26 protein-coding genes are annotated in these 24,374 nt (G+C 67.0%); 11 read left to right on the top strand and 15 right to left on the bottom strand.

Annotated elements, in window-relative coordinates; genetic code table 11:
- The first annotated feature begins 68 nt into the window (after positions 1 to 68).
- Both ACWGL1_RS04595 and ACWGL1_RS04590 read left to right on the top strand, forming a co-directional pair.
- The gene (locus ACWGL1_RS04595) at positions 69 to 674 is read left to right on the top strand and encodes an LOG family protein (RefSeq protein WP_452111317.1); all 606 of its coding nucleotides are present in this window, start codon (positions 69 to 71) and stop codon (positions 672 to 674) included.
- A 115-nt stretch (positions 675 to 789) separates the two neighbouring features.
- Entirely contained in the window at positions 790 to 1,083 is a 294-nt protein-coding gene (locus ACWGL1_RS04590) for a CC_3452 family protein (RefSeq protein ID WP_452111316.1), read from the top strand.
- A gap of 76 nt (positions 1,084 to 1,159) precedes the next feature.
- Here ACWGL1_RS04590 and gltX read toward each other — a convergent pair whose 3' ends face one another.
- The 3 genes from gltX to ACWGL1_RS04575 all read right to left on the bottom strand — a co-directional run bounded on the left by gltX (position 1,160) and on the right by ACWGL1_RS04575 (position 3,637).
- Complete coding sequence (gene gltX / locus ACWGL1_RS04585; protein ID WP_452111315.1) at positions 1,160 to 2,494, bottom strand: glutamate--tRNA ligase; 1,335 nt, start codon at positions 2,492 to 2,494, stop codon at positions 1,160 to 1,162.
- 93 nt (positions 2,495 to 2,587) lie between these two features.
- Positions 2,588 to 3,001 (bottom strand): RNA polymerase-binding protein DksA, encoded by a 414-nt coding sequence (gene dksA, locus ACWGL1_RS04580; RefSeq protein ID WP_291782169.1) that lies wholly within the window; start codon positions 2,999 to 3,001, stop codon positions 2,588 to 2,590.
- Between the two features lie 207 nt (positions 3,002 to 3,208).
- Positions 3,209 to 3,637, bottom strand: coding sequence for a flagellar assembly protein FliX (locus ACWGL1_RS04575; protein ID WP_452111314.1), 429 nt, complete (start codon positions 3,635 to 3,637; stop codon positions 3,209 to 3,211).
- 184 nt (positions 3,638 to 3,821) lie between these two features.
- On the opposite strand from ACWGL1_RS04575, the gene ACWGL1_RS04570 reads away from it, so the two are divergent.
- The 4 genes from ACWGL1_RS04570 to ACWGL1_RS04555 are packed head-to-tail and all read left to right on the top strand — an operon-like array spanning position 3,822 to position 7,334.
- The gene (locus ACWGL1_RS04570; RefSeq protein WP_452111313.1) at positions 3,822 to 4,940 is read left to right on the top strand and encodes a flagellar basal body P-ring protein FlgI; all 1,119 of its coding nucleotides are present in this window, start codon (positions 3,822 to 3,824) and stop codon (positions 4,938 to 4,940) included.
- Positions 4,940 to 5,248 (top strand): rod-binding protein, encoded by a 309-nt coding sequence (locus ACWGL1_RS04565; protein ID WP_452111312.1) that lies wholly within the window; start codon positions 4,940 to 4,942, stop codon positions 5,246 to 5,248. The genes ACWGL1_RS04570 and ACWGL1_RS04565 overlap by 1 nt, the downstream gene beginning before the upstream one ends.
- Entirely contained in the window at positions 5,245 to 5,685 is a 441-nt protein-coding gene (locus ACWGL1_RS04560) for a flagellar basal-body protein FlbY (protein WP_452111311.1), read from the top strand. The genes ACWGL1_RS04565 and ACWGL1_RS04560 overlap by 4 nt, the downstream gene beginning before the upstream one ends.
- A 47-nt stretch (positions 5,686 to 5,732) precedes the next feature.
- Positions 5,733 to 7,334: an EAL domain-containing protein gene (locus ACWGL1_RS04555; RefSeq protein WP_452111310.1), complete on the top strand. Its 1,602-nt coding sequence runs from the start codon at positions 5,733 to 5,735 to the stop codon at positions 7,332 to 7,334.
- Here the strand turns inward: ACWGL1_RS04555 and ACWGL1_RS04550 are convergent.
- Both ACWGL1_RS04550 and ACWGL1_RS04545 read right to left on the bottom strand, forming a co-directional pair.
- Positions 7,307 to 8,908: an ABC-F family ATP-binding cassette domain-containing protein gene (locus ACWGL1_RS04550; RefSeq protein ID WP_452111309.1), complete on the bottom strand. Its 1,602-nt coding sequence runs from the start codon at positions 8,906 to 8,908 to the stop codon at positions 7,307 to 7,309. The genes ACWGL1_RS04555 and ACWGL1_RS04550 overlap by 28 nt on opposite strands.
- The gene (locus ACWGL1_RS04545) at positions 8,874 to 9,011 is read right to left on the bottom strand and encodes a hypothetical protein (RefSeq protein ID WP_338575557.1); all 138 of its coding nucleotides are present in this window, start codon (positions 9,009 to 9,011) and stop codon (positions 8,874 to 8,876) included. The genes ACWGL1_RS04550 and ACWGL1_RS04545 overlap by 35 nt, the downstream gene beginning before the upstream one ends.
- 164 nt (positions 9,012 to 9,175) lie before the next feature.
- Between ACWGL1_RS04545 and ACWGL1_RS04540 the strand changes: the two genes are divergently transcribed.
- A complete protein-coding gene (locus ACWGL1_RS04540) occupies positions 9,176 to 9,703 on the top strand; it encodes a group III truncated hemoglobin (protein WP_452111308.1) in 528 nt (175 codons plus the stop codon).
- A gap of 96 nt (positions 9,704 to 9,799) precedes the next feature.
- Entirely contained in the window at positions 9,800 to 12,739 is a 2,940-nt protein-coding gene (gene uvrA / locus ACWGL1_RS04535) for an excinuclease ABC subunit UvrA (RefSeq protein ID WP_452111307.1), read from the top strand.
- Positions 12,740 to 12,801: 62 nt separating this feature from the next.
- On the opposite strand, the gene ACWGL1_RS04530 is transcribed toward uvrA, so the two are convergent.
- Positions 12,802 to 13,692 carry a hypothetical protein gene (locus ACWGL1_RS04530; protein WP_452111306.1) on the bottom strand — a complete coding sequence of 297 codons (891 nt, stop codon included), beginning with the start codon at positions 13,690 to 13,692 and terminating at the stop codon, positions 12,802 to 12,804.
- A gap of 20 nt (positions 13,693 to 13,712) precedes the next feature.
- Complete coding sequence (locus ACWGL1_RS04525; RefSeq protein WP_452111305.1) at positions 13,713 to 14,651, bottom strand: hypothetical protein; 939 nt, start codon at positions 14,649 to 14,651, stop codon at positions 13,713 to 13,715.
- Positions 14,652 to 14,753: 102 nt separating this feature from the next.
- Between ACWGL1_RS04525 and trmFO the strand changes: the two genes are divergently transcribed.
- A complete protein-coding gene (gene trmFO / locus ACWGL1_RS04520) occupies positions 14,754 to 16,160 on the top strand; it encodes a methylenetetrahydrofolate--tRNA-(uracil(54)-C(5))-methyltransferase (FADH(2)-oxidizing) TrmFO (RefSeq protein WP_291782197.1) in 1,407 nt (468 codons plus the stop codon).
- Positions 16,161 to 16,311: 151 nt separating this feature from the next.
- Here trmFO and ACWGL1_RS04515 read toward each other — a convergent pair whose 3' ends face one another.
- Positions 16,312 to 17,517 (bottom strand): MFS transporter, encoded by a 1,206-nt coding sequence (locus ACWGL1_RS04515; protein WP_452111304.1) that lies wholly within the window; start codon positions 17,515 to 17,517, stop codon positions 16,312 to 16,314.
- A 64-nt stretch (positions 17,518 to 17,581) separates the two neighbouring features.
- On the opposite strand from ACWGL1_RS04515, the gene ACWGL1_RS04510 reads away from it, so the two are divergent.
- Positions 17,582 to 18,073, top strand: a complete 492-nt coding sequence (locus ACWGL1_RS04510; protein ID WP_291782201.1) for a MarR family winged helix-turn-helix transcriptional regulator — start codon at positions 17,582 to 17,584, stop codon at positions 18,071 to 18,073.
- 3 nt (positions 18,074 to 18,076) lie between these two features.
- Here the strand turns inward: ACWGL1_RS04510 and ACWGL1_RS04505 are convergent, their stop codons facing one another.
- The 3 genes from ACWGL1_RS04505 to ACWGL1_RS04495 are packed head-to-tail and all read right to left on the bottom strand — an operon-like array spanning position 18,077 to position 19,736.
- Positions 18,077 to 18,853 (bottom strand): sulfite exporter TauE/SafE family protein, encoded by a 777-nt coding sequence (locus ACWGL1_RS04505; protein WP_452111303.1) that lies wholly within the window; start codon positions 18,851 to 18,853, stop codon positions 18,077 to 18,079.
- Between the two features lie 4 nt (positions 18,854 to 18,857).
- A complete protein-coding gene (locus tag ACWGL1_RS04500) occupies positions 18,858 to 19,391 on the bottom strand; it encodes a rhodanese family protein (protein WP_452111302.1) in 534 nt (177 codons plus the stop codon).
- Between the two features lie 27 nt (positions 19,392 to 19,418).
- Positions 19,419 to 19,736, bottom strand: a complete 318-nt coding sequence (locus ACWGL1_RS04495; protein WP_452111301.1) for an ArsR/SmtB family transcription factor — start codon at positions 19,734 to 19,736, stop codon at positions 19,419 to 19,421.
- Between the two features lie 68 nt (positions 19,737 to 19,804).
- On the opposite strand from ACWGL1_RS04495, the gene ACWGL1_RS04490 reads away from it, so the two are divergent.
- Entirely contained in the window at positions 19,805 to 20,680 is an 876-nt protein-coding gene (locus tag ACWGL1_RS04490; RefSeq protein ID WP_291782209.1) for an MBL fold metallo-hydrolase, read from the top strand.
- On the opposite strand, the gene ACWGL1_RS04485 is transcribed toward ACWGL1_RS04490, so the two are convergent.
- The 4 genes from ACWGL1_RS04485 to yajC form a co-directional block, all read right to left on the bottom strand.
- Complete coding sequence (locus ACWGL1_RS04485; protein ID WP_452111300.1) at positions 20,677 to 21,303, bottom strand: squalene/phytoene synthase family protein; 627 nt, start codon at positions 21,301 to 21,303, stop codon at positions 20,677 to 20,679. The two genes, ACWGL1_RS04490 and ACWGL1_RS04485, sit on opposite strands and share 4 nt — an antisense overlap.
- A 105-nt stretch (positions 21,304 to 21,408) precedes the next feature.
- The gene (gene secF, locus ACWGL1_RS04480; RefSeq protein ID WP_291782212.1) at positions 21,409 to 22,401 is read right to left on the bottom strand and encodes a protein translocase subunit SecF; all 993 of its coding nucleotides are present in this window, start codon (positions 22,399 to 22,401) and stop codon (positions 21,409 to 21,411) included.
- Positions 22,401 to 23,999 (bottom strand): protein translocase subunit SecD, encoded by a 1,599-nt coding sequence (gene secD / locus ACWGL1_RS04475; RefSeq protein WP_452111299.1) that lies wholly within the window; start codon positions 23,997 to 23,999, stop codon positions 22,401 to 22,403. Before secD ends, secF begins: the two co-directional genes overlap by 1 nt.
- Positions 24,000 to 24,047: 48 nt before the next feature.
- Positions 24,048 to 24,362 (bottom strand): preprotein translocase subunit YajC, encoded by a 315-nt coding sequence (gene yajC / locus ACWGL1_RS04470; protein WP_003165259.1) that lies wholly within the window; start codon positions 24,360 to 24,362, stop codon positions 24,048 to 24,050.
- Positions 24,363 to 24,374 lie beyond the last annotated feature (12 nt).

Here is a 24,374-nt window from a genome sequence, read left to right as displayed (position 1 = left end):
CTTCGGCCCGGCCTGCCCGGTTTGTCCGTCTGTCCTTCCACCTGCCGCCAGAGGTCGTCAAAGGTCCCATGTCCCTGCCCTCCGTCAATATCGCCCCATTCGAGGGCCGGTCCGTCTGCCTGTTCTGCGGCTCGTCCGATGGAACTGATCCCCGCTACATCCAGGCGGCGGCGGCGTTCGGGAAGGCCGTAGCCGAGGCGGGCTGGCGCTTCGTCTATGGCGGCGGCGGCGTGGGTCTGATGGGCGCGTCCGCCAGGGCGGCCCATGAAGCGGGCGGCCGCGTGGTGGGCATCATGCCGGCCTTTCTGCGCAGCCGCGAACGGCTGTTCGACGACGTGGAGACGATCGTCGTCACGTCCATGCACGAGCGCAAGCAGCTCATGTACGACGAGTCCGACGTCTTCGTGGTCGCACCCGGCGGCGTCGGCACGCTGGAAGAAGTCGTGGAATTGCTGTCGTGGAAGCGGCTGGACCTGCATGCCAAGCCTGTCATCTTCTTGAATCTGGACGGCTTCTGGGACGGATTCTTCACCCTGATCGAACACACCGTCGAGAAGGGCATGACCCCGTCGGGCTTCCTGGAGGCCTATGTCAGCGTCGATTCTGTCGAGGCCGCGATCGAGGCCATGAAATCAGCTCAGGACACGCCGCACTTGCAACATGATCATCGGTAAGTAAACGTGCGTCAGTAACGCCGATCCGTCGAGCGGGAAGCTGGATTGACAGTTTCTTTAAAAAACGGACTATGGCGATGCTGGGCGTGCGCCCTACCCTTATCGGAGACTGTTCATGCGTGCTCTTCTCGCCGCCGTCGCCCTGTTCGCGGCCGCCCCCGCCTTCGCCCAGGCCCCGGCCACCAGCGCCACCCTGGCTGACGCCGCCCAGGCCCCGACCGGCCGCGTGATCGTCGACGGCGCCACCTGGCGCTGCGAAGGCGACGCCTGCACCGCCACCGGCGGCTCCAATCAGCCCGCGACCCGCGCCTGCCGCCGCGTGGTGGCCAAGCTGGGCCCCGTGACCAGCTTCTCCTACAAGGGCCAGGCTCTGAGCGCAGAAGAGGTCGCCTCCTGCAACGCGGGCTGATCCCGATCACGGTCCACAACGAAAAAGGCCGCCTTCACGACGAAGGCGGTCTTTCTTGTATCCGGCGCCCCAACCGTCAGGCGGTTCCGCCCTTCAGCCGTTGAACCATGCGCTCGCGGCCGATCAGGGGGATCATGGCCGCCATGTCCGGCCCATGCGCCTGCCCCGTCAGGATCAGACGCAGCGGCATGAACAGACCCTTGCCCTTGGCGCCGGTCTTGTCCTTCACCGCCGAGGTCCAGGCTGACCAGGCCTCAGCGTCGATGGTTTCGGGCAGCAACTCCAGGGCGGCGGCGGCGAAGGCGGCGTCTTCGATCACCGGCGTCACCGGCCCCGTGACGATCTTCGCCATTTCAACGACATCGCCGAACTTGCTGAGATTGCCCTTCACCGTGTTCCAGAAGGCTTCGCCCAGATCGACGCCTAGAACTTCCAGGCGCGGCCTGGCCCCGGCGTAATCGATGGCGTGCACAGCCTGAGCATTCAGACGGTCCAGATCAGCGGTGTCGTAACGCGCGGGCGAGCGGCCCATCTTGGAGAAGGCGAAGGCGGCGCCCAGATCTGCAAGCGAGGCCGCAACCTCCAGATTGTCCGAGGTGCCGATCTTGCCCAGATGGCTGGTGATGGCGATCGGCTCATAGCCGTCGGCGCGCATGTCCATGATGGCCAGCGAGCCCAGACGCTTGGACAGGGCCGTGCCGTCGGCGCCGACCAGCAGCGGCATGTGAGCGAACCCTGGAACCTTGGCCCCCAGCGCCTCGAAGATCTCGATCTGGGCGCCGGTGTTGGTGACGTGGTCCTCGCCCCGGATGATGTGGGTGATCTCCATGTCGATGTCGTCGACGACCGACGGCAGCGTATAGAGGAACAGCCCGTCCTCGCGGATCAGCACCGGATCGGACATGGAGGCGGTGTCCACCTCGGCGTGACCGCGCGCCAGGTCTTCCCAGGCGACGCGCTTGCCTTCCAGCTTGAAGCGCCAGTGCGGACGGCGGCCCTCCGCCTCCAGCGCGGCCTTTTCGGCCTCGGTCAGCGACAGGGCGGCGCGGTCATAAATGGGCGGCAGGCCGCGCGACAGCTGCACCTTGCGGCGGCGGTCCAGTTCGTCGGCCGTTTCGTAGCAGGGGTAGAGGCGACCATCGGCCTTCAGCCGAGCGGCGGCCTCTTCATAGCGATCGAACCGCTTGGACTGGTTGTAGCGTTCGTCCCAGGTCAGGCCGAGCCATTTCAGGTCGATCTCGATGTTGTCTTCCGACTCTTGAGTCGAGCGGACCAGGTCGGTGTCGTCGATCCGCAGCACGAACGAACCGCCCTGCCCCTTGGCGAACAGCCAGTTCACCAGAGCCGTGCGGACATTGCCGACGTGCAGCTTACCCGTGGGAGACGGAGCGAAACGAACCTTGACGGACATGGGGGATCAACGACCTCGATAGGAAGGCGGCTTGGTCGCGCCGCCGCCCTCTCAAGTCAAGCCGAACCGCCCTTAATCGACGCGAGGGAAGCGTCAGTCGTCGCGGTGAACGCGCTCGCGGCGTTCGTGCCGTTCCTGAGCTTCCACCGACAGCGTCGCCGTCGGGCGGGCTTCAAGACGACCCAGGCCGATCGGCTCGCCGGTGTCTTCGCAGTAACCGTAGGACCCGTCCTCGATCCGACGCAGGGCTTCGTCGATCTTGGAAATCAGCTTGCGCTGACGATCACGGGTCCGAAGCTCAAGCGCACGATCGGACTCGGAAGAGGCCCGATCCACCAGATCGGGGTGGTTCTCAGTCTCTGCCTTCAGATTGGTGACGGTGCCCTTCGACTCGCGAAGAATGTCGTCCTTCCAGCTCAGAAGCTTGCTCTTGAAATAGGCGACCTGCCGCTCGTTCATGAACGGTTCGTCGTCGGTCGGCCGATACACAGCCGAGTCCCCGGACATTACAGAGGCCAATGCGGTCATCGCACTCACACTCGTTCTCTATCGCGCCCCCCTGCGGCGCAAGGGCCGTATAGGCAAGCGCAAGAGTCGCGGCAATGGCGTTCGCGAGTCCGTGATATGGCTAAGGTGCATTGACCCAGGGGAAGTGTGGCGAATTATCCTCACAAACCGCCGGAGATCCGGGGTTCAGCCGAAGTTTCAACGCCTTCACACGCGAACACGGCTCATTTCAGCTTTCGCCAGTTCCACCGACGCGCGCAGGTCGATCTGATCCAGCACAGCTTTCAAGCCCGGCTCTGCTCCTTCCTCGCGCTCTTCGCGCAGGTCACGGGCCAGACGGCCCAGGGCGGCGGCGCCGTCCTGACCGCCCAGCAGGGCCAGCTTCAATTCGTCCAGCCGATCCAGCAGGCCCGAGCCCCGACGAATGGCCCGGCGTCGACGTTCGGTCGGATCATCCACCCCCTGCAAGGCCATCAGGGCCGCAGCACCGGCCACGCCCGAAGCGCCCGAGGTCGCCCCCGCCTGGGCGGCGGACGTCGCGCCGGCCGTCGCCGGCAAGGCGAAGCCGCCCGCCGCACGTGCGGCCGGTCGCGTAGTCGGCGTCGAAGCGGCGCCCAAGGGTCCGGTGACCTTCATGCAAGACGTCTCCTTCTGCGCGTCGCACCATGCCGCCAGGGACTGAAGTCTTGGTTAACGGCCCGGCAAAACCTGCCGCCAGGCGCCGACCAAATCCCGGTCAATTATTGAAATTAATGAAGTTTTCTTCCGGCACGATCCTCGCATGGTTAATGACGAACGCTCACGCAGGGACGTCTGTCGCATGCAGAAGTTGCTTACCGCCCTCATCGCCCCGGCTGTCGCAGCCGTGGCGCTCGCCGCCCAGCCGGGCGTCGCCGAGGCGCAGTCGCGCATCAAGGACATCGTCTCGATCGAGGGGGTCCGCTCCAACCAACTCGTCGGCTATGGGCTGGTCGTGGGCCTCAACGGCACCGGCGACAGCGTGCGCAACTCGCCTTTCACCCGCCAGTCGCTGGAGGGGATGATGGAGCGCCAGGGCGTCAACATCCGCGGTGCCAACCTGAACACCAAGAACGTCGCGGCCGTCATGGTCACGGCCGAACTCCCCCCCTTCGCGACGCCGGGCTCGCGGCTGGACGTCAGCGTCTCGGCCATGGGCGACGCCAAGAGCCTGCTGGGGGGCACGCTGCTGGTGACGGCGCTGCAGGGCGCCGACGCCGAAATCTACGCGGTGGCGCAAGGGTCCGTGCAGACGGGCGCCGTCTCGGCTTCGGGCGCGTCAGGCTCCTCGATCACACGCGGCGTGCCCACGGCGGGCCGTATCGCCTCGGGCGGGGTGGTCGAGCGCGAGACGGGCTTCGATCTCGGTTCCATGCCGTCGGTGCGCCTGACCCTGCGCAACCCCGACTTCACCACGGCGCAACGCATCGCCGCCGCCATCAACGAAACCTACCCCCAGACCGCCTTCGCCGAGAACGGCACCGTGGTCGCCATCCGCGCGCCCCAGAACTTCGGCATGGCGGGCTTCCTGAGCCGGGTCGAGAACCTGCCGGTCCAGATCGATTCCCCGGCCAAGGTCATCATCGACGAGGTCAACGGCGTCATCGTCATGGGCGAGGCCGTGCGCATCTCCACCGTCGCCGTGGCCCAGGGCAATCTGACCGTCTCGGTCCAAGAAACGCCTCTGGTCAGCCAGCCCGAGCCGTTCAGCCGCGGCGGCCAGACCGTGGTCGTGCCCCAGTCGGACATCAGCATCTCCGAGGAGACCGGCCGCCAGATGCGGATCGTCGGCGGCTCGACCTCCCTGTCCACCCTGGTCAACGGCCTGAATGCGCTGGGCGTCAGCCCGCGCGACATGATCAGCATCCTGCAGGCCATCAAGGCCGCCGGCGCCCTGCAGGCCGAGATCGAGGTGATCTGATGACCCCCCTCGCCGTCTCTCCGGACCTGTTGCGCGCCGACACCCCGGCCCGCCCCGGCCCGCCGCAGAATCTTGAAGCCATGCGCCGCACGGCCGAAGCCTTCGAGGCCAGCTTCCTGTCGCAGATGATGAAACTCATGTTCGAGGGCCTCAGCACCGAGGCTCCCTTCGGCGGCGGCGCAGGCGAGGCCGCCTGGCGCGGCTTCCTGGTCGACGCCATGGCTCAGCAGACGGTGAAGGCGGGCGGCGTCGGCCTGGCCGACAGCGTCCTGGCCCAGATGATCAAGATGCAGGAGCAAGGCGCATGACCGCCGATACCGAGACCGCCGCCCTGCGGGTGCAGCACCTGACCCGCCTGACCCGAGACCTGACCGATCGCCTATCGCTGGAAATGGACGCCATGCGCGCCCACCGCGCTCAGGATCTGGCCCAGGGCGTGGCCGAGACGCAGGAGATGGCCAACCTCTATCGCCGCGAATCCGCCCACGTGAAGGCCAACCCCGCCGCCATCGCCGCTGCGCCCGAAACCGACCGGGAGGCCTTGATCGAAGCCACCGAAACCTTCGAGGCCGTCCTGGCGGAACACGCCGTGACCGTCGAAGCGGCCCGCCAGGTGTCCGAAGGCTTGGTCCGCACCATCGCCGCCGAGGTGGCGGGCGCCCGAGCTCAGGGCGTGGGCTATGGCGCGGCGGGTCAGGCGATGCAGGGCGACGGACGGGCCGTGGCGCTGAACCGCACCGCCTGAGGCCCCTTATCGCCATTCTTTAACAGCGTGCGGCCTACGGCTTCGGCATGACACTGACCCCCCGTCTCCTGGGCCTGGCGTTCGCCGCCGCCGACGCGCTGATCGAAGTCAATCAGCATGGCGTGGTGCGCTTCGCCCTGGGTTCCGGCCCCGTCGCAGGTCAGCAAACCTCAGCCTGGGTCGGCCACCCTCTCGGCGAGCGCCTGTCGCTCCAGAGCGCCGCGACGCTGCGGAACCTGCTGGACGCGCTGCTGCCGGGACAGAGAAGTCCCGCCGCTGAGGTTCTGGTCGATTGTGGCGACGGCCGGATGCGCTCCGCAACCTTACGCGCCTTCGCCCTGCCCGACATCGCCCCGGCCCGGTCCTGCGCCCTGTCCTATGCAGGAGAACCCTTCGAGGTCGACCACGAGCCTCTGGCCACAGGCGCTCCGCCGAGAAACGCCGAGGGTTTTCTGACTCATGTGCACGCCAGCCTTTCGAGCGGCGAGACCGGCGCTCTGCAACGCCTGGCCCTGGCCTTCATCGACGTGAACGGCCTGCATGACGTCGATCCCGCCACGCTGGAGCGGGTTCACCATCGCATCGGCGGCGCGCTCAACGCCGCCTCTCACGACGGCGCCAGCGCGGGTCGGCTGACGTCCGACCGCTACGCCCTGATCCGCAAGCTGGACGATACGAGAGATCTGGCGGCGGAAATGCGGAAAGCCGGTCAGGCCGAGGGTGTCGTTCTGTCGGCCGTCGCGACGCAGAGCGCCCTGGGCGGCGACGCCGCCTCGGCCCTGCGCGCCATGCGCTTCGCCATCGAGGGCTGCCTGAAGGACGGCGGGCTGGATCAGCCGGAGCTGTCCTTCGCTGATTCCCTGCAACGCACGCTGAAGGACGCCGACCGTTTCCGCAGCATCGTGCGTGACCGGGATTTCGCCCTCTACTACCAGCCCATCGTCGATCTGAAGACCCGGGCCGTCCACCATTTCGAGGCCCTGGCCCGCTTTGGCCAGGGATCAGGCCCCGCCGCCGCCATCCGCATGGCCGAGGAACTGGCTCTGATCGACGGCTTCGACCTGGCCGTAGCGGAAAAGGCGGTGCGGCGCCTGCGCGAGCCGGGCGGCGGCCTGCTCAAGATCGCCGTCAACGTCTCGGGCGCCTCTCTGGCCAACGACGCCTATGTCGCGGCCCTGCTGAAGATGACCGCTGCGGCGCTCGATGATCGTCGGCGCCTGATGGTCGAGGTGACGGAGACCGCCGCCCTGGCCGATCTGGCCGCCGCCGATCGTCGTCTGGGCGCCCTGCGCAACGCCGGGATCAAGATCTGCATCGACGACTTCGGGGCCGGTTCGGCCTCCTTCGATTATCTGCGCGGCCTGTCGGTCGATGCGGTGAAGATCGACGGCGCCCTGGTGCGCGATATCGATATCGACGCCCGAACCCGCACCCTGGTCGCCCATCTGGTCGAGTTGTGCGGCTCGTTGAACCTGGAAACCATCGCCGAGATGATCGAGACGGATCAGATCGCCGACGCCCTGCGCGACCTGGGCGTCACCCACGGTCAGGGCTGGTTGTTCGGCCGGGCAGAGCCTGAGCCGCGCACCATTCTGACCTCCCCCGCGATCCGAGGACGCCGTCAGGGCGTGGTCGAAGGCTGGAGCTGACCGTCCTTCAGCATGATCGTTCGTTCGACGCGCAGATTCGCCAGGAAATCAGCGTCATGGCTGACCACCATCAGCGCGCCGTCATAGCCTGACAGCGCCGCCTCCACCGCCTCGACGGAATCGATGTCCAGATGGTTGGTCGGCTCGTCCAGCACCAGCAGTTGCGGCGGCTGCGTCCCGGTCATGACGCAGGCCAGGGCCGCGCGCAGCCGCTCGCCGCCAGACAGGTCTCCACTCTTGCGGTCGGCCTGCACATTGCGGAACAGAAAGCGGGCCAGAGCCGCCCGCGCCGCATTGGGCGTGCCCTGCGGGTTCAGCCTCAGCCAGGCATCGACGAGCGTTTCGTCCGGCTTCAGCATGGCCGCCTGCTGATCCAGCAAGGCCGCGCGAACCGGCCGCTCAACCGAGCCCGCCGATGGTTCGGTCAGGCCCGCGATCAGCTTTAACAGGGTCGTCTTACCCGCCCCGTTGGGACCGACGATGGCGACGCGCTCCGGCCCGGTCAGACGCAGGGAGATCGGCCCCAGCAGAACGCGGCCGTCATCGGCCCTCACGACCGCCTCGTTCAGGTTCAACACCATACGTCCCGTAGGCAGCCCGGTCGGCGGCATGGCCAGCGCCATCTGGCGAACGCGTTCGACGCGCTCGCGCGCCTCGACCAGATCGCTCTCGGCCGCCTGGCGTTTGCGTTCCGCCAACCGCTGACCACGCGCCCCTGTTTCCTCGGCCCGCTGGGCCTGGGCGTCGAGCAGGATCTTCGGATCGGAGCTGTTGGCGCGCGCCGCCTTGGCCGTGCGGTCACGGCGCGCCTGACGCTCCTGCGCCATCTGCGTCTCACGCTGGACCCGACCGATAGCGCGTTCCGCCTGTTCCAGATCGCGTTCGGCGGAGGCCCGCTCGGCGTCGCGGCGCTCGACATACAGATCCCAGCCGCCGCCATGAACCCGCGCGCCCAGACTGGAAAGCTCGACGATGCGGTCCACGCGACGCAGCAGGGCGCGATCGTGGCTGACCAGCACCACCCCGCCCGGCCAGTCGGACACGACATCGGCGATCATGGCGCGGGCCTCGGCGTCCAGATGATTGGTCGGCTCGTCCAGCACCAGCAGGTCCGGCGCCGCCAGCTTCAGCCCCGCCAGCCGCAGGCGCGTCTGTTCGCCGCCGCTCAACTCCGCCGTACGGCGATCCAACGCCAGATCGGCCAGACCGACCTCGACCAGAGCCGCCTGCATCCGCTCCTCCAGCGTCCAGTCCGCCTCGGCCATGTCGTCCAGCGAACCTTCACCCGCCAACACGCGATGCAGGACAGCCAGAGGCGCAGCGACATCCAGCGTCTCGGCGACCGTCTCATCATCGCCCGGCGTCTGGGCCTGCGCCAGCCAGCCGACCGTTCCGGCGCGCGCGATCGCGCCCTCGGCCGGTTCGGCCAGACCAGCGACAAGGCGCAGCAACGTGGTCTTGCCCACGCCGTTGCGCCCCACGACGGCCGTGCGTTCGCGCCCGAAGGCGAGCGTCAGATTGTCGAAGAGGCTTCGGCCGTCAGGCGTGCGGACCGCGACGCCGTTGAGCGTCACGAGCGCGGATGCGGACCGGCTTGGGCTTGGGTTGAGTAAGGACATAGGCGAACACGAGCAGCGGCATGGAAAGGGCGAAACCGATTTCCAGGGTGCTGATCATGATCGTCTTGCCTCCTCACTGATGCGTTGGCTGATGGAAGGATGGGGACGGAAGTTTCGTAACGCAACCCCAAAACTGCGGCTCAGCTTTCGCAATGCGGCCGCCCCCCCCTTGGACAATCGGCGTCATGGTCTTTCGGCCTCCCGGCTCCTATCTTGAGCGTCATGAGCACGCCCGATCGTCCTGTCGCCTTCCGTATCGACCGTCCTGCGCCGGATCGAGCCGAAGCGGCCGCACGTAGGGAAGCCGCCGTGGCCCGCATCCGCGCCGAAACCGGCATCGACGAAGACATGATCGACGCCCTGGTCGAGGGCTTCTACGCCAAGGTGCGCGAAGACGATTTCATCGGCCCGATCTTCGACGCCCGCATCGACGACTGGGGTCCGCATCTGGAGCAGATGAAGCTGTTCTGGTCGTCCGTCGCCCTGTCCACCGGCGTGTATCAAGGGCGGCCCATGCCCAAACACCTGCCCCTGCCCATCGACGCCCGCCACTTTGACCATTGGCTGAGCCTGTTCGAGGCGACCGCCCGCGATCTGTGTCCGCCCGTGGCCGCCGAACACTTCATCGTTCGCGCCCGCCGCATCGCCGAAAGCCTCGAACTGGGCGTCGCCAACGCCAACGGCGTCCTGGTCGGCCCCGGCGAACGCTATCGCCGACCTGAAACGCCATGGGCGCCCGAAGCAGGCTAGAAGTTCTCATATTGTTCTTGCTGTTTCAGGCGAATTGATGCCCATATAGCGTCGTCGCCCCGGACCGTTCCGGGGTCTTCCGCGTTCCCGGATTCCATGACCGAAAAGCACAACTTCATTCGCGTTCGCGGCGCCCGCGAGCACAACCTCAAGGGCGTCGATCTCGACATTCCGCGTGAGCAGCTGGTGGTCATGACCGGCCTGTCGGGGTCGGGCAAATCCTCGTTGGCGTTCGACACCATCTACGCCGAGGGTCAGCGCCGCTATGTCGAAAGCCTGTCGGCCTATGCGCGCCAGTTTCTGGAGCTGATGGGCAAGCCGGACGTGGATCTGATCGAGGGCCTGTCCCCGGCGATCTCCATCGAACAGAAGACAACGTCGAAGAACCCGCGGTCGACCGTCGGCACCGTCACCGAAATCCACGACTACATGCGCCTGCTGTGGGCGCGCGTGGGCATTCCCTATTCGTCCGCCACCGGCCTGCCGATCGAAAGCCAGACCGTCAGCCAGATGGTCGACAAGCTGACCGCCCTGCCCGACGGCGAACGCATCCTGCTGCTGGCGCCGGTCGTTCGCGGCCGCAAGGGCGAGTACAAGAAGGAAATGGCCGAGTGGCAGCGGCAGGGCTTCCAGCGGTTGAAGATCGACGGCGAGTTCTACGCCATCGAAGACGCCCCCGCGCTCGACAAGAAGTTCAAGCACGACATCGATATCGTCGTCGATCGCATTGTCACCAAAGAGGGTCTTGAAGGCCGTTACGCCGACAGCATTCAGACCGCGCTGGGCCTGGCCGACGGCATCGCCACGGCGGAATGGGCGAATGCGCCCGAAGGCGAAGAGCCGCGCCGCATCGTCTTTTCCGAGAAGTTCGCCTGTCCTGTCTCAGGCTTCACCATCAGCGAGATCGAGCCCAGGCTGTTCTCGTTCAACAACCCCTTCGGCGCCTGTCCGACCTGTGACGGCCTGGGGGTCAAGTTGGCCTTCGACGCCGATCTGGTGATCCCGGACCGCGACAAGACCCTGCACAAGGGCGCCGTGGCGCCGTGGGCGCGCGGCCCCTCGCCCCTCTATACGCAGACGCTGCAATCGCTGGCCCTGCACTACGGCTTCTCGATGGACAAGGCGTGGCGCGACCTGCCGGAGAAGGCGCAGACCGTCATCCTGCGCGGCTCGGGCGGCGAGAAGATCAAGTTCGTCTATGACGACAACGCCCGCAAATACGAGGTCTCCAAGCCGTTCGAGGGCGTGCTGCCGAACCTGGAGCGCCGCTGGCGCGAGACCGACAGCGCATGGGTGCGCGAGGAACTGGGCCGCTATCAGTCCGAAACTCCGTGCGAGGTGTGCGGCGGCAAGCGCCTGAAGCCCGAGGCCCTGGCGGTCAAGGTCGGCGGCGAGGACATCGCCGACATCTCCAACCTGTCGATCTCCAAGGCCTTCCTGTGGTTCTCGACCCTGGAAGACGCCCTGACCGAAAAGCAGGTCGAGATCGCCCGGCGCATCCTGAAGGAGATCACCGACCGCTTACGCTTCCTCAACAACGTCGGCCTGGATTATCTGAACCTGTCTCGCAGTTCCGGCACCCTGTCGGGCGGCGAGAGCCAGCGCATTCGTCTGGCGTCGCAGATCGGCTCGGGCCTGACCGGGGTGCTGTATGTGCTGGACGAACCGTCCATCGGCCTGCACCAGCGCGACAACACCCGTCTGCTGGACAGCCTGAAGGGCTTGCGCGACCTGGGGAACTCCGTGCTGGTGGTCGAGCACGATGAAGAAGCCATCCTGACGGCCGATTACGTCATCGACATGGGCCCGGCCGCTGGGGTCCATGGCGGCACGGTCTGCGCCGAGGGCACGCCCGCCGAGGTCATGGCCAACCCCAACTCCCTGACCGGCCAGTATCTGACCGGCGCGCGCGAGATCGAACTGCCGCCCGAAGGCCGCCGCCCCATCAACCGCAAGCGGATGCTGAAGGTCTCAGGCGCCACGGGCAACAACCTGAAGAACGTCACGGGCGAGATCCCGGTCGGCGTCTTCACCTGCGTCACCGGGGTGTCGGGCGGCGGCAAGTCGACCTTCACCATCGAGACCCTGTACAAGGCCGCCGCGCGGCGCCTGAACAATGCGTCCGACGCCCCCGCCCCCTTCGACCGCATCGAGGGGCTGGAGCATTTCGACAAGGTCATCGACATCGACCAGTCGCCGATCGGCCGCACCCCGCGCTCGAACCCCGCCACCTATACCGGCGCCTTTGGACCCATCCGCGACTGGTATGCGGGCCTGCCCGAGGCCAAGGCGCGCGGCTACGGCCCCGGCCGCTTCAGCTTCAACGTCAAGGGCGGCCGCTGCGAGGCCTGTCAGGGCGATGGCGTCATCAAGATCGAGATGCACTTCCTGCCCGACGTCTATGTCACCTGCGACGTCTGCAAGGGCAAGCGCTACAACCGCGAGACGCTTGAAATCGTCTTCAAGGGCAAGAGCATATCGGACGTTCTGGACATGACGGTTGAAGAGGCGGCGCGCTTCTTCACCGCCGTGCCGTCGATCCGCGACAAGATGCTGACGCTGGAGCGCGTGGGTCTGGGCTACGTCAAGGTCGGCCAGCCCGCCACCACCCTGTCCGGCGGCGAAGCCCAGCGGGTCAAGCTGTCGAAGGAACTGTCCAAGCGGGCGACCGGCAAGACGCTCTACATCCTGGACGAGCCGACGACCGGCCTGCACTTCGAGGACACGCGCAAGCTGCTGGAGGTGCTGCAGGAGCTGGTCGAGAACGGCAACACCATCGTGGTGATCGAGCACAACCTCGACGTCATCAAGGTGGCCGACCATCTGCTGGACTTCGGTCCCGAGGGCGGCGACGGCGGAGGCGAGATCGTCGCCGTCGGCACGCCGGAACAGGTCGCCGAGAACCCCGCCAGCTGGACCGGCCGCTACCTCAAGGAGGTGCTGGACCGGCACGAGGAACGCCGCAAGGGCCGCGTCGCCGCCCTGACCGCCGAACCTGCGCCCGCCAAACGCGCCAAGGCCCGCAAGAGCGCCTGACCTGAAAAGAACGCCGCGCCCCTGTCGGAGCGCGGCGTTTCATTTCCAGCGAGGTCGTCGGATCAGACGCGCGGCACACCCTTGATGCCCAGATAGGCCGCCGAGAACGGCGCATAGATGACGGCCGCCTGCGCCGCCGACAGCAGGGCGTTGACCACGCCCCACACCAGCAGGGCCGGCCAGAACTTCACGAGAAGCGTGGCGACATTGGTCGTCTCTGCTCCCGCCAGGCTCTCCAGGCCGCCGAAGATCAGGTTCAGCGGCGCGATGACGATGGAGCCCAACAGCCCCACCAGCATGGACATGACGCCCGCCAGAACCGCCAGGCCCAGCAGCGGCCAGAAACGGCCCCTGGTCATGGCCCAGCTTTCCTTGATGGCGATCTTCTGCTCCGCGAAGGTCGTCGGCGCGACCAGGCAGAGGCGCACGGCTAGCCAGGCGGCGGCCGCAGCAACCCCAAGTCCCACAAGAACCGCCGGCAGGATCAGGAAGGGCGCGGCCATGCTCGCCGCCAGGCCCACAAAGACGCTGACCAGCACCGTGCCGCCCATGATCACGCCGAACATCAGCAGCGCCACAACCAGCGTGGCCCCCAGGATACGCAGTTCATCGCGCCCCAGGCGCAGATAGCCGAACCGCTTCTCCTCCGGACGAATGACGGAGCGCGCCACCGCCGCCGTCAGCACGGCGCTGAACAGCAGCGACAACGGCAAAGCCAGCATCATCATCGAGCCATAGGCCCGGAACACAAGCATCAACTCTTCCATCGACGGCTCGGCGCTCTGTTCGATCTGCTCGGCCAGGTTGATGATGTTGATCAGACTGCCGCCGGCCACGGCGAAGAAGACAGCGAAGAACACGATATAGGCGGCGGCCCAGGCCAGAATGGCCATCGGCGCCCGACGGGCCAGGCGGAAGCCTTCAAAGGCGGATTCGGTGGCGTTGAAACTCATGCTGGCTCCTCGATTCTCGCTCAGCTTAACGCAGCCGCGCCGGTTTCGTCCTGTTTCTGCATCGCCAGCATCTGGCGACAGGCCGAAACGCCGGGCGCGATCCAGATGGCGACGATGACGCCGTAATAAGCCGCAATGGCGATAAAGGCCGCAACGCCCGCCACTGCGACAACGAGCGGGTTGAAGGCCGGAAGCTCGCTCGACGCGCTCTGGGCCCAGGCCGCCAGTTGAGGCCAGAAGGGAATGCTGACGCCCAGGGCGATCAGTCCCGCCACGATCAGAAACAGCACATGGACCAAAAACGTGACGGCAAGCGTCGCGGCGAAAAGGCCCAACAGCATCCCGACGCGGCCCTTCGTCATCTTCCACCCCGCCACGAAGGCGAAATCCTGAGACGCGATGCTGAGCGGCATGATCATGGAGGTCCGCAACCCCGCCCAGACGATGCCGACGATTCCCGCCAGCCCCACCGCCACGCCCAGCACCACAGCCGCTGTTTCGGACACCATCCAGAAGGCCGCCCCAAAGGCGAAGGCCAGTAGAAGGACGACCAGCATCACGCCATAGCAGCCCGCCATGACGGCCAGGCCGGCCACGGCCACCCTCGCCTCATCCATGCCGACTCGAAGATCGAAAAAGCGACCCGGCGCGCGCTCGGGCCACAGCACCGCGCGGCAGATGGCGGCGATGATCAGGACGTAGCCGATCAACTGCACCACATTGATCAGCATGGACCAGGCCTGCATCCGCATCATGGCGGCGAGCGCCTGCGGGCTGGCGTCTGCATTCTCGGCCATGGCCTCAAGACCGATCGTCATCAAGAGATCGATCATGACGATGGCGGACAGCAATACAGGCAGGGCCAGAACGACGCCCCAGGCGAAGACGCTGCCGGGCCGACGCCGGATCAGACGAAAACCATCCGCCAGCGCTTCATCGATCTGGAATCCATGGGTCATGAACAGCCTCCGCCGTCGCTTATAAGGACGAACGTCGTCCTCCGACAGCCTTGACCGCACGCCCCGCATGACAGGCGCGCGCCACGCGGCTATTAGGCCGCCATGTCGAATGCGTCCCCCACTCCCCGCCCCGTCCACGTCATCGGCGGCGGCCTCGCCGGATCCGAAGCGACTTGGCAGATCGCCCAAGCGGGCGTGCCCGTCATCCTGCACGAAATGCGCCGGGACGAGCCGGAACAGGTCCGCACCGACGCCCACCATACAACGGGCCTGGCCGAGCTGGTCTGCTCCAACTCCTTCCGCTCGGACGACTGGGAGTTCAACGCCGTCGGCCTGCTGCACGCCGAGATGCGCGCGCTGGACAGCCTGATCATGGCCTCGGGCGACGCCAATCAGGTGCCGGCGGGCGGCGCTCTAGCGGTCGATCGCGTCGGCTTCTCGGACGCCGTGACGGCCAAACTGGAAGCTCACCCCCTGGTGACCATCGTGCGCGAAGAGATCGCGGGCATCCCGCCGGAAGACTGGGACAACGTCATCGTCGCCACCGGCCCATTGACCTCACCCGCCCTGGCCGACGCCATCCTGAAGGCGACCGGCGAAGAAAGCCTCAGCTTCTTCGACGCCATCGCGCCGATCCTTCACGCCGACAGCATCGACTTCGACGTGGCATGGCGCCAGTCGCGCTATGACAAGGAAGGCCCCGGCGGCGACAAGGCGGCCTACGTCAACTGTCCGATGGACAAGGCCCAGTACGAGGCCTTCATCGACGCTCTGCTGGACGGCCCCAAGGCCGACTTCAAGGAGTGGGAGAACGTCCCCTATTTCGACGGCTGCCTGCCGATCGAGGTCATGGCCGAGCGCGGCCGCGAGACCCTGCGCCACGGCCCGATGAAGCCGGTCGGCCTGACCAATCAGCACAACCCGACGGTCAAGCCCTACGCCATCGTCCAACTGCGTCAGGACAATGCGCTGGGCACCCTGTTCAACATGGTCGGCTTCCAGACCAAGCTGAAATACGGAGCCCAGACCGACGTCTTCCGCATGATCCCCGGTCTGGAGAACGCCCAGTTCGCCCGTCTGGGCGGCCTGCACCGCAACACCTTCCTGAACAGCCCCAGGCTGCTGGACAAGCAGATGCGGCTGAAGGCCATTCCGCGCCTGCGCTTCGCCGGTCAGGTGACCGGGGTCGAGGGCTATGTCGAGAGCGCGGCCATGGGCCTGCTGACCGGCCGTCTGGCTGCGGCGCAGGCATTGGGACGCGACCTGTCTCCGCCCCCGCCGGAAACCGCCATGGGCGCCCTGGTCGAGCACATCACCGGCGGCCACCTGGAAGGCTCCAAGTTCCAGCCGATGAACATCAACTACGGCCTGCTGCCGCCGCTGGAGGCGCCCAAGGTCGATGAAGACGGCAAGCGCATCCATCCCAAGGAGCGCGGCCGCGCCAAGAAGCGTCTGCAGAGCATCCGCGCCATGGATGCGCTCAAGGCCTGGCGCGACGCGGCGCAGTAATATCGTCACCCTCGGGCTTGTCCCGAGGGCCCATCGTCGAGCCTGTCCCAATGGAGTGGAATGATAGCCGCAGCCTCAAAGCGGCTCCTACCGCGACTGAAATCCACCATAGGCCCTCGGGACAAGCCCGAGGGTGACGGTGAGGGGCGGATTATTGAAGCTTCGCGCCGCCGGGTTTGAAGGCCAGGGTCATCGCCGCCATGGCGACGAGGCCCAGCCCCATCAGCGTCCAGGCCTGACTCAGGTCCGACAGGCGGTCGCGCAGCAGCCCGGCCGCCAGCGGCGACAGGCTGGCGATGATGTAGCCGCCGCCCTGAACGAAGGCGAGCAGGTCGCCTGAGCGCACCGGATCGTCGATCTGGTCCATGGCCAGGATCAGGGTCAGCGGAAACACCGCGCCGATCCCCAGACCCAGCAACAGCATGACCGGAATCGCCAGACTGACCGGCGCCAGCACCAGTCCCGCCAGACCGATCAGCGCCAGGGCCACGGCCGCCAGCATCGGCCCGCGCCGGTCGGGAAACCGGGCGATGAACAGGGACACCAGCACGCCCGCCAACACCTCGGCGCCCGTCATGCCGCTGAGCAGGAAGCCCGCCGTCGTCCGCGCCTGCCCCATGTCGACGTAGTAAGGCGGCAGCCAGGCCAGCACGAGCGTATAGGCCGAGGTGCCCAACCCCAGAATCGGGACCAGCGCCCAGGCTCTGGGCTGCCTCCAGAACGGAAGCTCGGGGTGGGTTCCTTCGGCGACGGCGGCGCGGTTCGGCTCCTCGGCCGCAGGATCACGTGCGGCGATCATCCAGACGACAGCCGCCAGGAAGGCGGGAACCGTCCATAGGGCCAGCGCTCCGGCCCAGCCGACCGCCTCGGCCCACCCGGCGGCCGTCGCCGCCGCCACGGCCGCCCCGCCCATGATTCCGGTCGTATAGACGCCCATCACCGTGCCGAAGCGTGTGGGGAAGGCCCGCTTGATCACGACCGGCGCCAGGGCCTGAATCAGGGCGACGCCGATACCCACCACCACGGCGCTGGCGATCAGACCGGCCGTCCCGTCGAAGATCGCTCGCGCCAGACAGGACAGGCCGATCAGAACCGCGCCCAGCAGGATGCCCTTGCGCTCGCCCAGCCGTCGCCGCAGCGGCCGGATCGACAGGGCGCCGACGCCGATCATCGCCACCGGCAAGGTGGTCAGCAGGCTGGCCGTGGTCGAATCCATGCCGGTCGCCGATTCGATCAGATCCAGCAGCGGCCCGACCGCCGCCATCGCCGGGCGCAGGTTCAGCGCCAGGGCGAAGATGGCGGCGACTAACAACAGGCCCGCGCCGCGCGACGGTTGCGAGGCGTTCGACTGATCCATTCGAGGTGACTCCGACGACGAAAGGCGATAATGTCTCGCTATCAAGTATCTTGATGTCAAGACAATGACCGATCGCGCTTCCCGCGCCGCCGCCCAGTGGGCTGTCGCGCGTCCCGACCTCGACCTGCTGGCCATGGAGACGCTGGGCCGTCTGCATGAAGCCTCCATCCTGGTGACGCGCGAGCGGCAGGCGCCGCTTTACGCCCGCTACGGCCTGCAACATGGCGAGTTCGACGTTCTGGCCACCCTGCGCCGCGCGCCCTCGCCCGACGGCCTGACGCCCACGGCCCTCTATGAGGCGACGATGATGTCGTCCGGCGGCATGACGGCCCGGCTGGATCGGCTGCAGAAATCCGGCCTGATCGAGCGCACGCCCCACCCCAGCGACCGCCGCGCCTCACTGGTCAGGCTGACGCCCAAGGGGTTCGACCTGATCGACGGCCTGATGCCGCTGCACATGGCTGAGAGCCAGGCCATGCTGGCCGACCTGTCGCGCGAGGAGCAGGCTGCGCTGGGGGCTCTGCTCGCCCGGCTGATCGCCGGGCTGGAGCGTTGAGCGTCAGCTCCCCATGATCGCCTTCACAGCCACATAGGCCGCAACGACCAGGATCAGCCCGGCGAACAGGCGCCGGCCCAAGGCGGCGTCGGCTCCCAATCGGCTCGCCAGCGGCAGTCCCGCCACTGTGCCCGCCGCGCCGCCGACCGTCATGGCCCCGACCAGGGTCCAGTCAACCAGCCCCGACAGGCTGTAGTTGACGGCCGTGCTGGCTCCGAACGCCGCCACGCTCAACAACGAGGTCGCCTGCGCCGCCGCCAGGGTCATCCCCGTGGCCCACATCAACCCCGGCACGATGAGAAAGCCGCCGCCGATCCCGAAGAAGCCAGCCGCCACGCCGACGCCCGCGCCCGACGCCGCGACACGCGGCGCCATGTCGCGATTCAGGCGCACGCCGGGATCGCCGTCGCCCTTCCTGGAGGACAGCATCGCCAAGCCCACCATCGCCATGGCCACGGCGAAGGCCAGCAGCAGATGGCGGCCGTCGATAGCCTTGGCCACGGATGAGCCGACCCAGGCCGCAGCCGCGCCCGTGACGGCGAACACCGTCGCGCAGGGCCAGCGAACCCGACCGGCCCGCGCCCGGCCCGCCAACGCCGTCAGAGCGTTCAGCGACACTCCCGCCGCCGAAACCCCGATCGCCACATGGGGATCACGCACCCCGACGACATAGAGCAGAAGCGGCACGGCCAGAACCGATCCGCCGCCGCCGAACACGGTCAGCAGCAGGGCGACCACGCCCCCGCTCATTCCCGCCAGAAGCAACGGAGTCAGGCCCATGATCTCAGGCCCTCTTCATGTTTCGGTTCCAGGGCATGACCGCCAGCAACCGCGCCATGCCGCAGAAGCCGGTCGCCCCCGCCACGAACAGACCGGCGCCGACAAAGGCGCTGATCCCCCAGAATCCAGGATGGACCATGACGCCCAGCGCCCCGCCGAGCAGGATCAGCCCCCCTGCCGCCATCTGCACCTGACGCATCAGCTCCAGCGGCTGCTTGCGGTCGGCGCGTACAGGCAGCCCCGCCTTCTTCCAGGCGTCCAGCCCGCCTTCGAGAACGTGCGCCGGACCGTCGATGCGCGCGGCCAACCGGTCGCAGTTTCCGGCCGTGCGATTGCCGCTCCGGCACATGAAGATCGCATCCTTTCCGGGCTTGAGGCTCAGCTCGGCGCCTTCGAACACGGACAGGGGCGCGGTCACGGCGCCCGCAATATGCTCGCGCGCATGCTCGTCCGGCTCGCGCACGTCGATCAGCACGGCCTGGCCCGCCTTGAGGCGGGCGGCGACATCGGCGGGCGAAAGAGAGATCAGCGGGTTCATTGAAAATTCCTTCCAGGGAAGCGGCGCTCAAAGCGCCTCAGGCGGACAGAAGATCTCCGCCAGGATCCCGATCACCTTCAGGGCGGCCGGATCGGCGATGCGATAGAAGACGGCCGTGCCGCTCCTGCGCGCGCTGACCAGACCGTCCTCGCGCAGGCGCGCCAGATGCTGGGACAGCGCCGACTGCGACAGGCCCACCTTAAAGTCGGACACCTGACGCTCGCCCTCGCCGATCTGGCACAGGATCATCAGACGGTTTTCATTGGACAGCGCCTTCAGCAACCGGGCGGCGTCGCCCGCGCTGGCTTGAAAGCGTTCCAGTCCCATGGCTTCGAGATCGATCATGCAGTCCATATATTCGATCTTGCTAAATTAGCAATACCTAATATTTAGAGACGAAACGGAGACCCATCATGACCCATCATCCGCTCCAGCCTGATGTCCTCGGCTTCTTCGATCCCGTCACCCACACCGTGACCTATCTGGTCTCGGACCCCGCGACCGGGGCGGCGGCCATCATCGATCCGGTGCTGGACTATGACCCGGCTGCCGCGCGGACATCGACCGGCTCCATCGACCGAGTGCTGGAGGCCCTGGCCGCGCATGACCTGAAGCTTGAGCGTGTGCTCGAGACGCACGCCCATGCCGACCACTTGACCGGCGCAGATGAAATCCGCACCCGCACCGGCGTCCCCATCGGCATCGGTGAGAAGATCACACGCGTCCAGAAGACGTTTGGCGATCTGTTCGACGCCGCCGACGTGACGCCCGACGCCGTGGTGTTCGACGAAGTCTACGCCGACGGCGCGCGCTTCATGCTGGGCGCTATCCCCGTCGAGGTGCTGCACACCCCCGGCCATACCCCGGCCTGCGTCAGCTATCGGATCGGCGATGCAGTCTTCGTCGGCGACACCCTCTTCATGCCTGACTTCGGCACGGCGCGCTGCGATTTCCCCGGCGGCGACGCCGGCGTCCTTTACCGCTCGATTCAGCGGGTCCTGGCGCTGCCGGAGGACACGCGCGTCTTCGTCGGACACGACTATCTGCCCGAAGGCCGCACGGAGTTCCGCTGGGAAACGACTGTCGCCGCCCAGAAGGCGGACAACATTCATATCGGCGGCGGCCGCTCCGAAGCCGCTTTCGTGGCCCTGCGCGAGGCGCGCGACGCCACGCTGAAGGCGCCGCAGCTTATCCTTCCCGCGCTTCAGGTGAACATCCGCGCCGGCGCTCTGCCTCCAGCCGAGGCCTCGGGCAAGCGGTTCATCAAGCTGCCGTTGAACGCGCTCTAAAGACGCCCGCGCAGAACGGACCAGAACAGCCGCAGCCGTTTGAACGGCTCCGCCTCGTCAGCCCGGGTCAGCGCCGCAGGCGCCACGGCCGGAAAGGCGGCCGTCGGCAAGCGCTTGAGGGCGGCGTTCGCCGTCCGACGCACCGCCGTCGCTTCGTCGGTCCGCCCCGTCTGAGCCAGGCCGCGCACACGGCCCGCCCCGGCGACCGCCGCATCATGCCCTTCCCCCGCCAGGATGCGCGCCGCGACCTGCATCGGCCCGACATAGAAGGCGTCCAGGTCGTGCGCCTCGCCATGCACCCGGCCGATATGCGCCTGGATCAGGGCGTCGAAAGGCTCGCGCGACAGACCATGCCGCGTCACGGCGGCGGTCAGCGCCTCCAGAATCGGGTGGCCGACGCGCGGCGCGTCGCTGAACACCCCATCCATCTGTTCGGCCCACCAAGTGTATCGCATCTCGGCCAGCAGGGGCTGCGTGACCCGCGTGGGAATGGCCACCAGCTCCGCCTCGAAGGCGTAGAGGGCGATCAGATCCGCCCGCGCCGCTTCGTCCGCCACGAAACGGCTGGCCAGCCAGCGGTCTAGATCGGCGGCGCGAACCTGAGCATCAAGATCAACAGTCATGGCGACAGGCCCTTCGACCATTGAGGCGATCGCATCAAGCCCGGAAAGCAAACGGCCCGCCGTCCTTTCGGAGGGCGGGCCGCGATTTGGAGACGGACGTCGTCCTTACGGACGGCTGGCCATGCCCAGCTTGACCGGCGTAGCGTCGGCCTTGCCGCCGCCGCTACGGTCCACGCCCCACAGAAGAATGATCGGCGCGCCCACATAGATGGACGAGAAGGTGCCGATCACGACGCCGAAGGCCAGGGTGATCGAGAAACCGCGCAGGGCCTCGCCGCCGAAGACGGCCAGGACGATCAGCACGATCACGGTAGTCAGGCCGGTGATGATGGTCCGCGACAGGGTCTCGTTGATCGACAGGTCGATCACCTCGCGCAGAGGCATGACCTTGTACTTGCGAAGGTTCTCACGCAGGCGGTCGAACACGACGACGGTGTCGTTCATCGAATAGCCGATGACCGTCAGCAGGGCCGCGACAAGATTGAGGCTGAACTCCATGCGCAGGGCGACGATGAGACCGAAGGTCAGCGCCACGTCATGCAGCAGGCCCGCCACGGCGCCGATGCCGAACTGCCAGGGGAAGCGGAAGGCGATGTAGAGGAACATCAGCACCACAGCCACGACCAGGGCCAGGACGCCGTTGGTCAGCAGTTCGCCCGAGACCTTGGAGCCCACGACGCTGACGCCGGAATAGCCGACTTCGCCCACAGCCTGGCTGATGGCGCCTTCGACCTTCTGGACGACAGCGGTCTGATCCTCATTCTCCGGCACCTGGAAGCGCACGATGGCGGTCGAGCCGTCATCCAGATTGGTGTCGCGTCGGGCGATGCCCTGAACCTGGACGTCGCCCAGATCCAGCCCGCTGACCGCGCCGCGCAGCTTGTCCAGCTCCAGCACCTGACCGGCGGGCTTGGCGACTTCCATCGAGGCGCCACCCCGGAAGTCGATGCCCAGGTTCAGGCCGGGATAGAAGCAGCCGATGATCGCCGCCACCGTCAGGATCGCCGACAGAACGGCGAAACCCTTGGCGTATTTGACGAAGTGGAAGTTCGTCTTGTGCGGCAGCAGTTTGATAATAGGCCAACCGTTCATCGACATCACTCCGCGATCGGCAGTTTCTTCGGCTTGGCGATCTTGAGCCAGTAGCCGAGCAGGACTTGGGCCGTCAGCACCGAAGAGAAGACGGAGGTGAAGACGCCGATGGTCAGGGTCCAGGCGAAGCCGCGCACGGGGCCGGCGCCGAACATGAACATGATGATGGCCGCCACCAGGGTGGTCAGGTTGGCGTCGATGATGGTGCCCATGGCGCGGTTGAAGCCCGCGTCCATCGACGCCACCACGGAACGCCCCTGACGCGCCTCGTCGCGCATCCGCTCATAGATCAGCACGTTGGCGTCGACGGCCACGGCGAAGGTCAGGATCAGACCGGCGATGCCCGGCAGGGTCAGCGTAGCCTGGGTCAGCGACATGGCCGCGACGATCAGGATGCCGTTCAGCACCAGGCCGATCACTGAAATGCCCCCGAACAGGAAGCCATAGGCCAGGATCATGAAGACCACGATGACCACGAAACCCAGGGCGGTCGACAGGGCGCCTGCGGCCACGGCGTCGGCGCCCAGCTCGGCGGTGACGACGCGGCGTTCCTCGACCTTCAGCGGCGCCGGCAGGGCGCCGCCGTTCAGCAGGTTCACCAGTTCGGACGCCGAAGCGATGGTGAAGCTGCCGGTGATCTGACCACGGCCGCCGGTAATCGGCGACTGAATGGTCGGCGCCGAAATGACCTTGCCGTCCAGGATGATGGCGAATGGCTTGCCGATGTTCTGGGCCGTCGCCTCGCCGAAGCGACGCGAGCCCTGGCCGTCGAACTGGAAGTCGATGGCCGGGCGGTTGTTCTGATCGGCGCCGACGCTGGCGCGGGTCAGGTTTTCGCCCGAGACTAGGATACGCTTCTTGACCAGGTAGGGCGTGCCCAGATCATCGACCAGCAGTTCGGCGTCCGGCGGCACGCGGCCGGCCAGGGCGTCGTTCAGGCCGGTCGGCGAGGTGTCGACCATCTGGAAGGTCAGCTGAGCCGTACGGCCCACCAGACGCTCCAGTTCGGCCGGATCGCTCTGCCCCGGCGCCTGGATGACGATCCGGTCGGCGCCCTGACGGGTGATGGCGATTTCCTTGGTGCCCGAGCTGTCCAGACGGCGGCGGACCACCTCGATCGACTGATCGACGGCGGTTGCGCCCATGCTGGCCAGAGCCGCGTCGGTGAAGGCGTAGCGGATACGGCCGCCACCCAGCTTGGTCGCCACCCGGTCCGGCTGGCCGGTCGGGCCGACGCCCTGCTGGGCCATGGTGCGCAGGGTGTTGAAGGCCGTGTCATAGGCCGCGCCTTCGGCGACCGTCACGACGACGCCGCCTGCCTCGCGCTGCATGCCCGTGATGTTGACCTGGTCTTCCCGCAGGGAAACCCGGACGTCTTCCATCAGGTTCGAAATGCGCTTCTCACGCATTTCCGGCACGTCGACCTCAAGCAGGAGGTAGGAGCCCCCCTGCAGGTCCAGGCCCAGGTTCAGGCCGTTGCTCGGCAGCCAGCTCGGCAGAGCCTCGCGCTGCGCCGGCGACAGCACGCTCGGGTAGGCCAGGAACAACCCGAGGACGAGCGACAGCGCGACCAGGGTGATTTTCCAGCGTGAAAGCTGAATCATGTCTCGGTTCTCTTCAGGGCCGGCGCGCGCCGCGCCGAGGCGAGGCTATCAGCCCTTGTCGTTGGCGGCGATGGCGGTGCGGTTACGCACCTCGGCGATCATCGCCTTGACCACGCGGACGTTCACGCCCTGCGAGATCTCGACCATGGCCTCGGCGTCCTCGACGCGGGTGACCTTGCCGACCATGCCGTTCGACAGGACGACTTCGTCGCCGCGCTTGACGCCGGCGATCAGGGCCTGGTGCGCCTTCATCCGCTTCTGCTGCGGACGGATCATCAGGAAGTAGAACAGGATGAAGATCGCGACGATCGGCGCGATCTGAATGACAAGGGCCATCAGGCCGCCGTCTTGGGTTGCAGTCATGAAAAACTCCCC

The organism is Brevundimonas sp. NPDC055812 (genome assembly GCF_053616535.1).
Note: the sequence above shows the minus strand (reverse complement) of the source record. Positions and strands in the feature narration are given on the sequence as shown.

What these genes read in the sequence shown, in the direction of transcription:
- ACWGL1_RS04595 (WP_452111317.1), top strand. Translation starts at nt 69, where the DNA reads ATGTCCCTGCCCTCCGTCAATATCGCCCCATTCGAGGGCCGGTCCGTC.
- ACWGL1_RS04590 (WP_452111316.1), top strand. Translation starts at nt 790, where the DNA reads ATGCGTGCTCTTCTCGCCGCCGTCGCCCTGTTCGCGGCCGCCCCCGCC.
- gltX (WP_452111315.1), bottom strand. Translation starts at nt 2,494, where the DNA reads ATGTCCGTCAAGGTTCGTTTCGCTCCGTCTCCCACGGGTAAGCTGCAC.
- dksA (WP_291782169.1), bottom strand. Translation starts at nt 3,001, where the DNA reads ATGTCCGGGGACTCGGCTGTGTATCGGCCGACCGACGACGAACCGTTC.
- ACWGL1_RS04575 (WP_452111314.1), bottom strand. Translation starts at nt 3,637, where the DNA reads ATGAAGGTCACCGGACCCTTGGGCGCCGCTTCGACGCCGACTACGCGA.
- ACWGL1_RS04570 (WP_452111313.1), top strand. Translation starts at nt 3,822, where the DNA reads ATGCAGAAGTTGCTTACCGCCCTCATCGCCCCGGCTGTCGCAGCCGTG.
- ACWGL1_RS04565 (WP_452111312.1), top strand. Translation starts at nt 4,940, where the DNA reads ATGACCCCCCTCGCCGTCTCTCCGGACCTGTTGCGCGCCGACACCCCG.
- ACWGL1_RS04560 (WP_452111311.1), top strand. Translation starts at nt 5,245, where the DNA reads ATGACCGCCGATACCGAGACCGCCGCCCTGCGGGTGCAGCACCTGACC.
- ACWGL1_RS04555 (WP_452111310.1), top strand. Translation starts at nt 5,733, where the DNA reads ATGACACTGACCCCCCGTCTCCTGGGCCTGGCGTTCGCCGCCGCCGAC.
- ACWGL1_RS04545 (WP_338575557.1), bottom strand. Translation starts at nt 9,011, where the DNA reads ATGATCAGCACCCTGGAAATCGGTTTCGCCCTTTCCATGCCGCTGCTC.
- ACWGL1_RS04540 (WP_452111308.1), top strand. Translation starts at nt 9,176, where the DNA reads ATGAGCACGCCCGATCGTCCTGTCGCCTTCCGTATCGACCGTCCTGCG.
- uvrA (WP_452111307.1), top strand. Translation starts at nt 9,800, where the DNA reads ATGACCGAAAAGCACAACTTCATTCGCGTTCGCGGCGCCCGCGAGCAC.
- ACWGL1_RS04530 (WP_452111306.1), bottom strand. Translation starts at nt 13,692, where the DNA reads ATGAGTTTCAACGCCACCGAATCCGCCTTTGAAGGCTTCCGCCTGGCC.
- ACWGL1_RS04525 (WP_452111305.1), bottom strand. Translation starts at nt 14,651, where the DNA reads ATGACCCATGGATTCCAGATCGATGAAGCGCTGGCGGATGGTTTTCGT.
- trmFO (WP_291782197.1), top strand. Translation starts at nt 14,754, where the DNA reads ATGTCGAATGCGTCCCCCACTCCCCGCCCCGTCCACGTCATCGGCGGC.
- ACWGL1_RS04515 (WP_452111304.1), bottom strand. Translation starts at nt 17,517, where the DNA reads ATGGATCAGTCGAACGCCTCGCAACCGTCGCGCGGCGCGGGCCTGTTG.
- ACWGL1_RS04510 (WP_291782201.1), top strand. Translation starts at nt 17,582, where the DNA reads ATGACCGATCGCGCTTCCCGCGCCGCCGCCCAGTGGGCTGTCGCGCGT.
- ACWGL1_RS04505 (WP_452111303.1), bottom strand. Translation starts at nt 18,853, where the DNA reads ATGGGCCTGACTCCGTTGCTTCTGGCGGGAATGAGCGGGGGCGTGGTC.
- ACWGL1_RS04500 (WP_452111302.1), bottom strand. Translation starts at nt 19,391, where the DNA reads ATGAACCCGCTGATCTCTCTTTCGCCCGCCGATGTCGCCGCCCGCCTC.
- ACWGL1_RS04495 (WP_452111301.1), bottom strand. Translation starts at nt 19,736, where the DNA reads ATGATCGATCTCGAAGCCATGGGACTGGAACGCTTTCAAGCCAGCGCG.
- ACWGL1_RS04490 (WP_291782209.1), top strand. Translation starts at nt 19,805, where the DNA reads ATGACCCATCATCCGCTCCAGCCTGATGTCCTCGGCTTCTTCGATCCC.
- ACWGL1_RS04485 (WP_452111300.1), bottom strand. Translation starts at nt 21,303, where the DNA reads ATGACTGTTGATCTTGATGCTCAGGTTCGCGCCGCCGATCTAGACCGC.
- secF (WP_291782212.1), bottom strand. Translation starts at nt 22,401, where the DNA reads ATGTCGATGAACGGTTGGCCTATTATCAAACTGCTGCCGCACAAGACG.
- secD (WP_452111299.1), bottom strand. Translation starts at nt 23,999, where the DNA reads ATGATTCAGCTTTCACGCTGGAAAATCACCCTGGTCGCGCTGTCGCTC.
- yajC (WP_003165259.1), bottom strand. Translation starts at nt 24,362, where the DNA reads ATGACTGCAACCCAAGACGGCGGCCTGATGGCCCTTGTCATTCAGATC.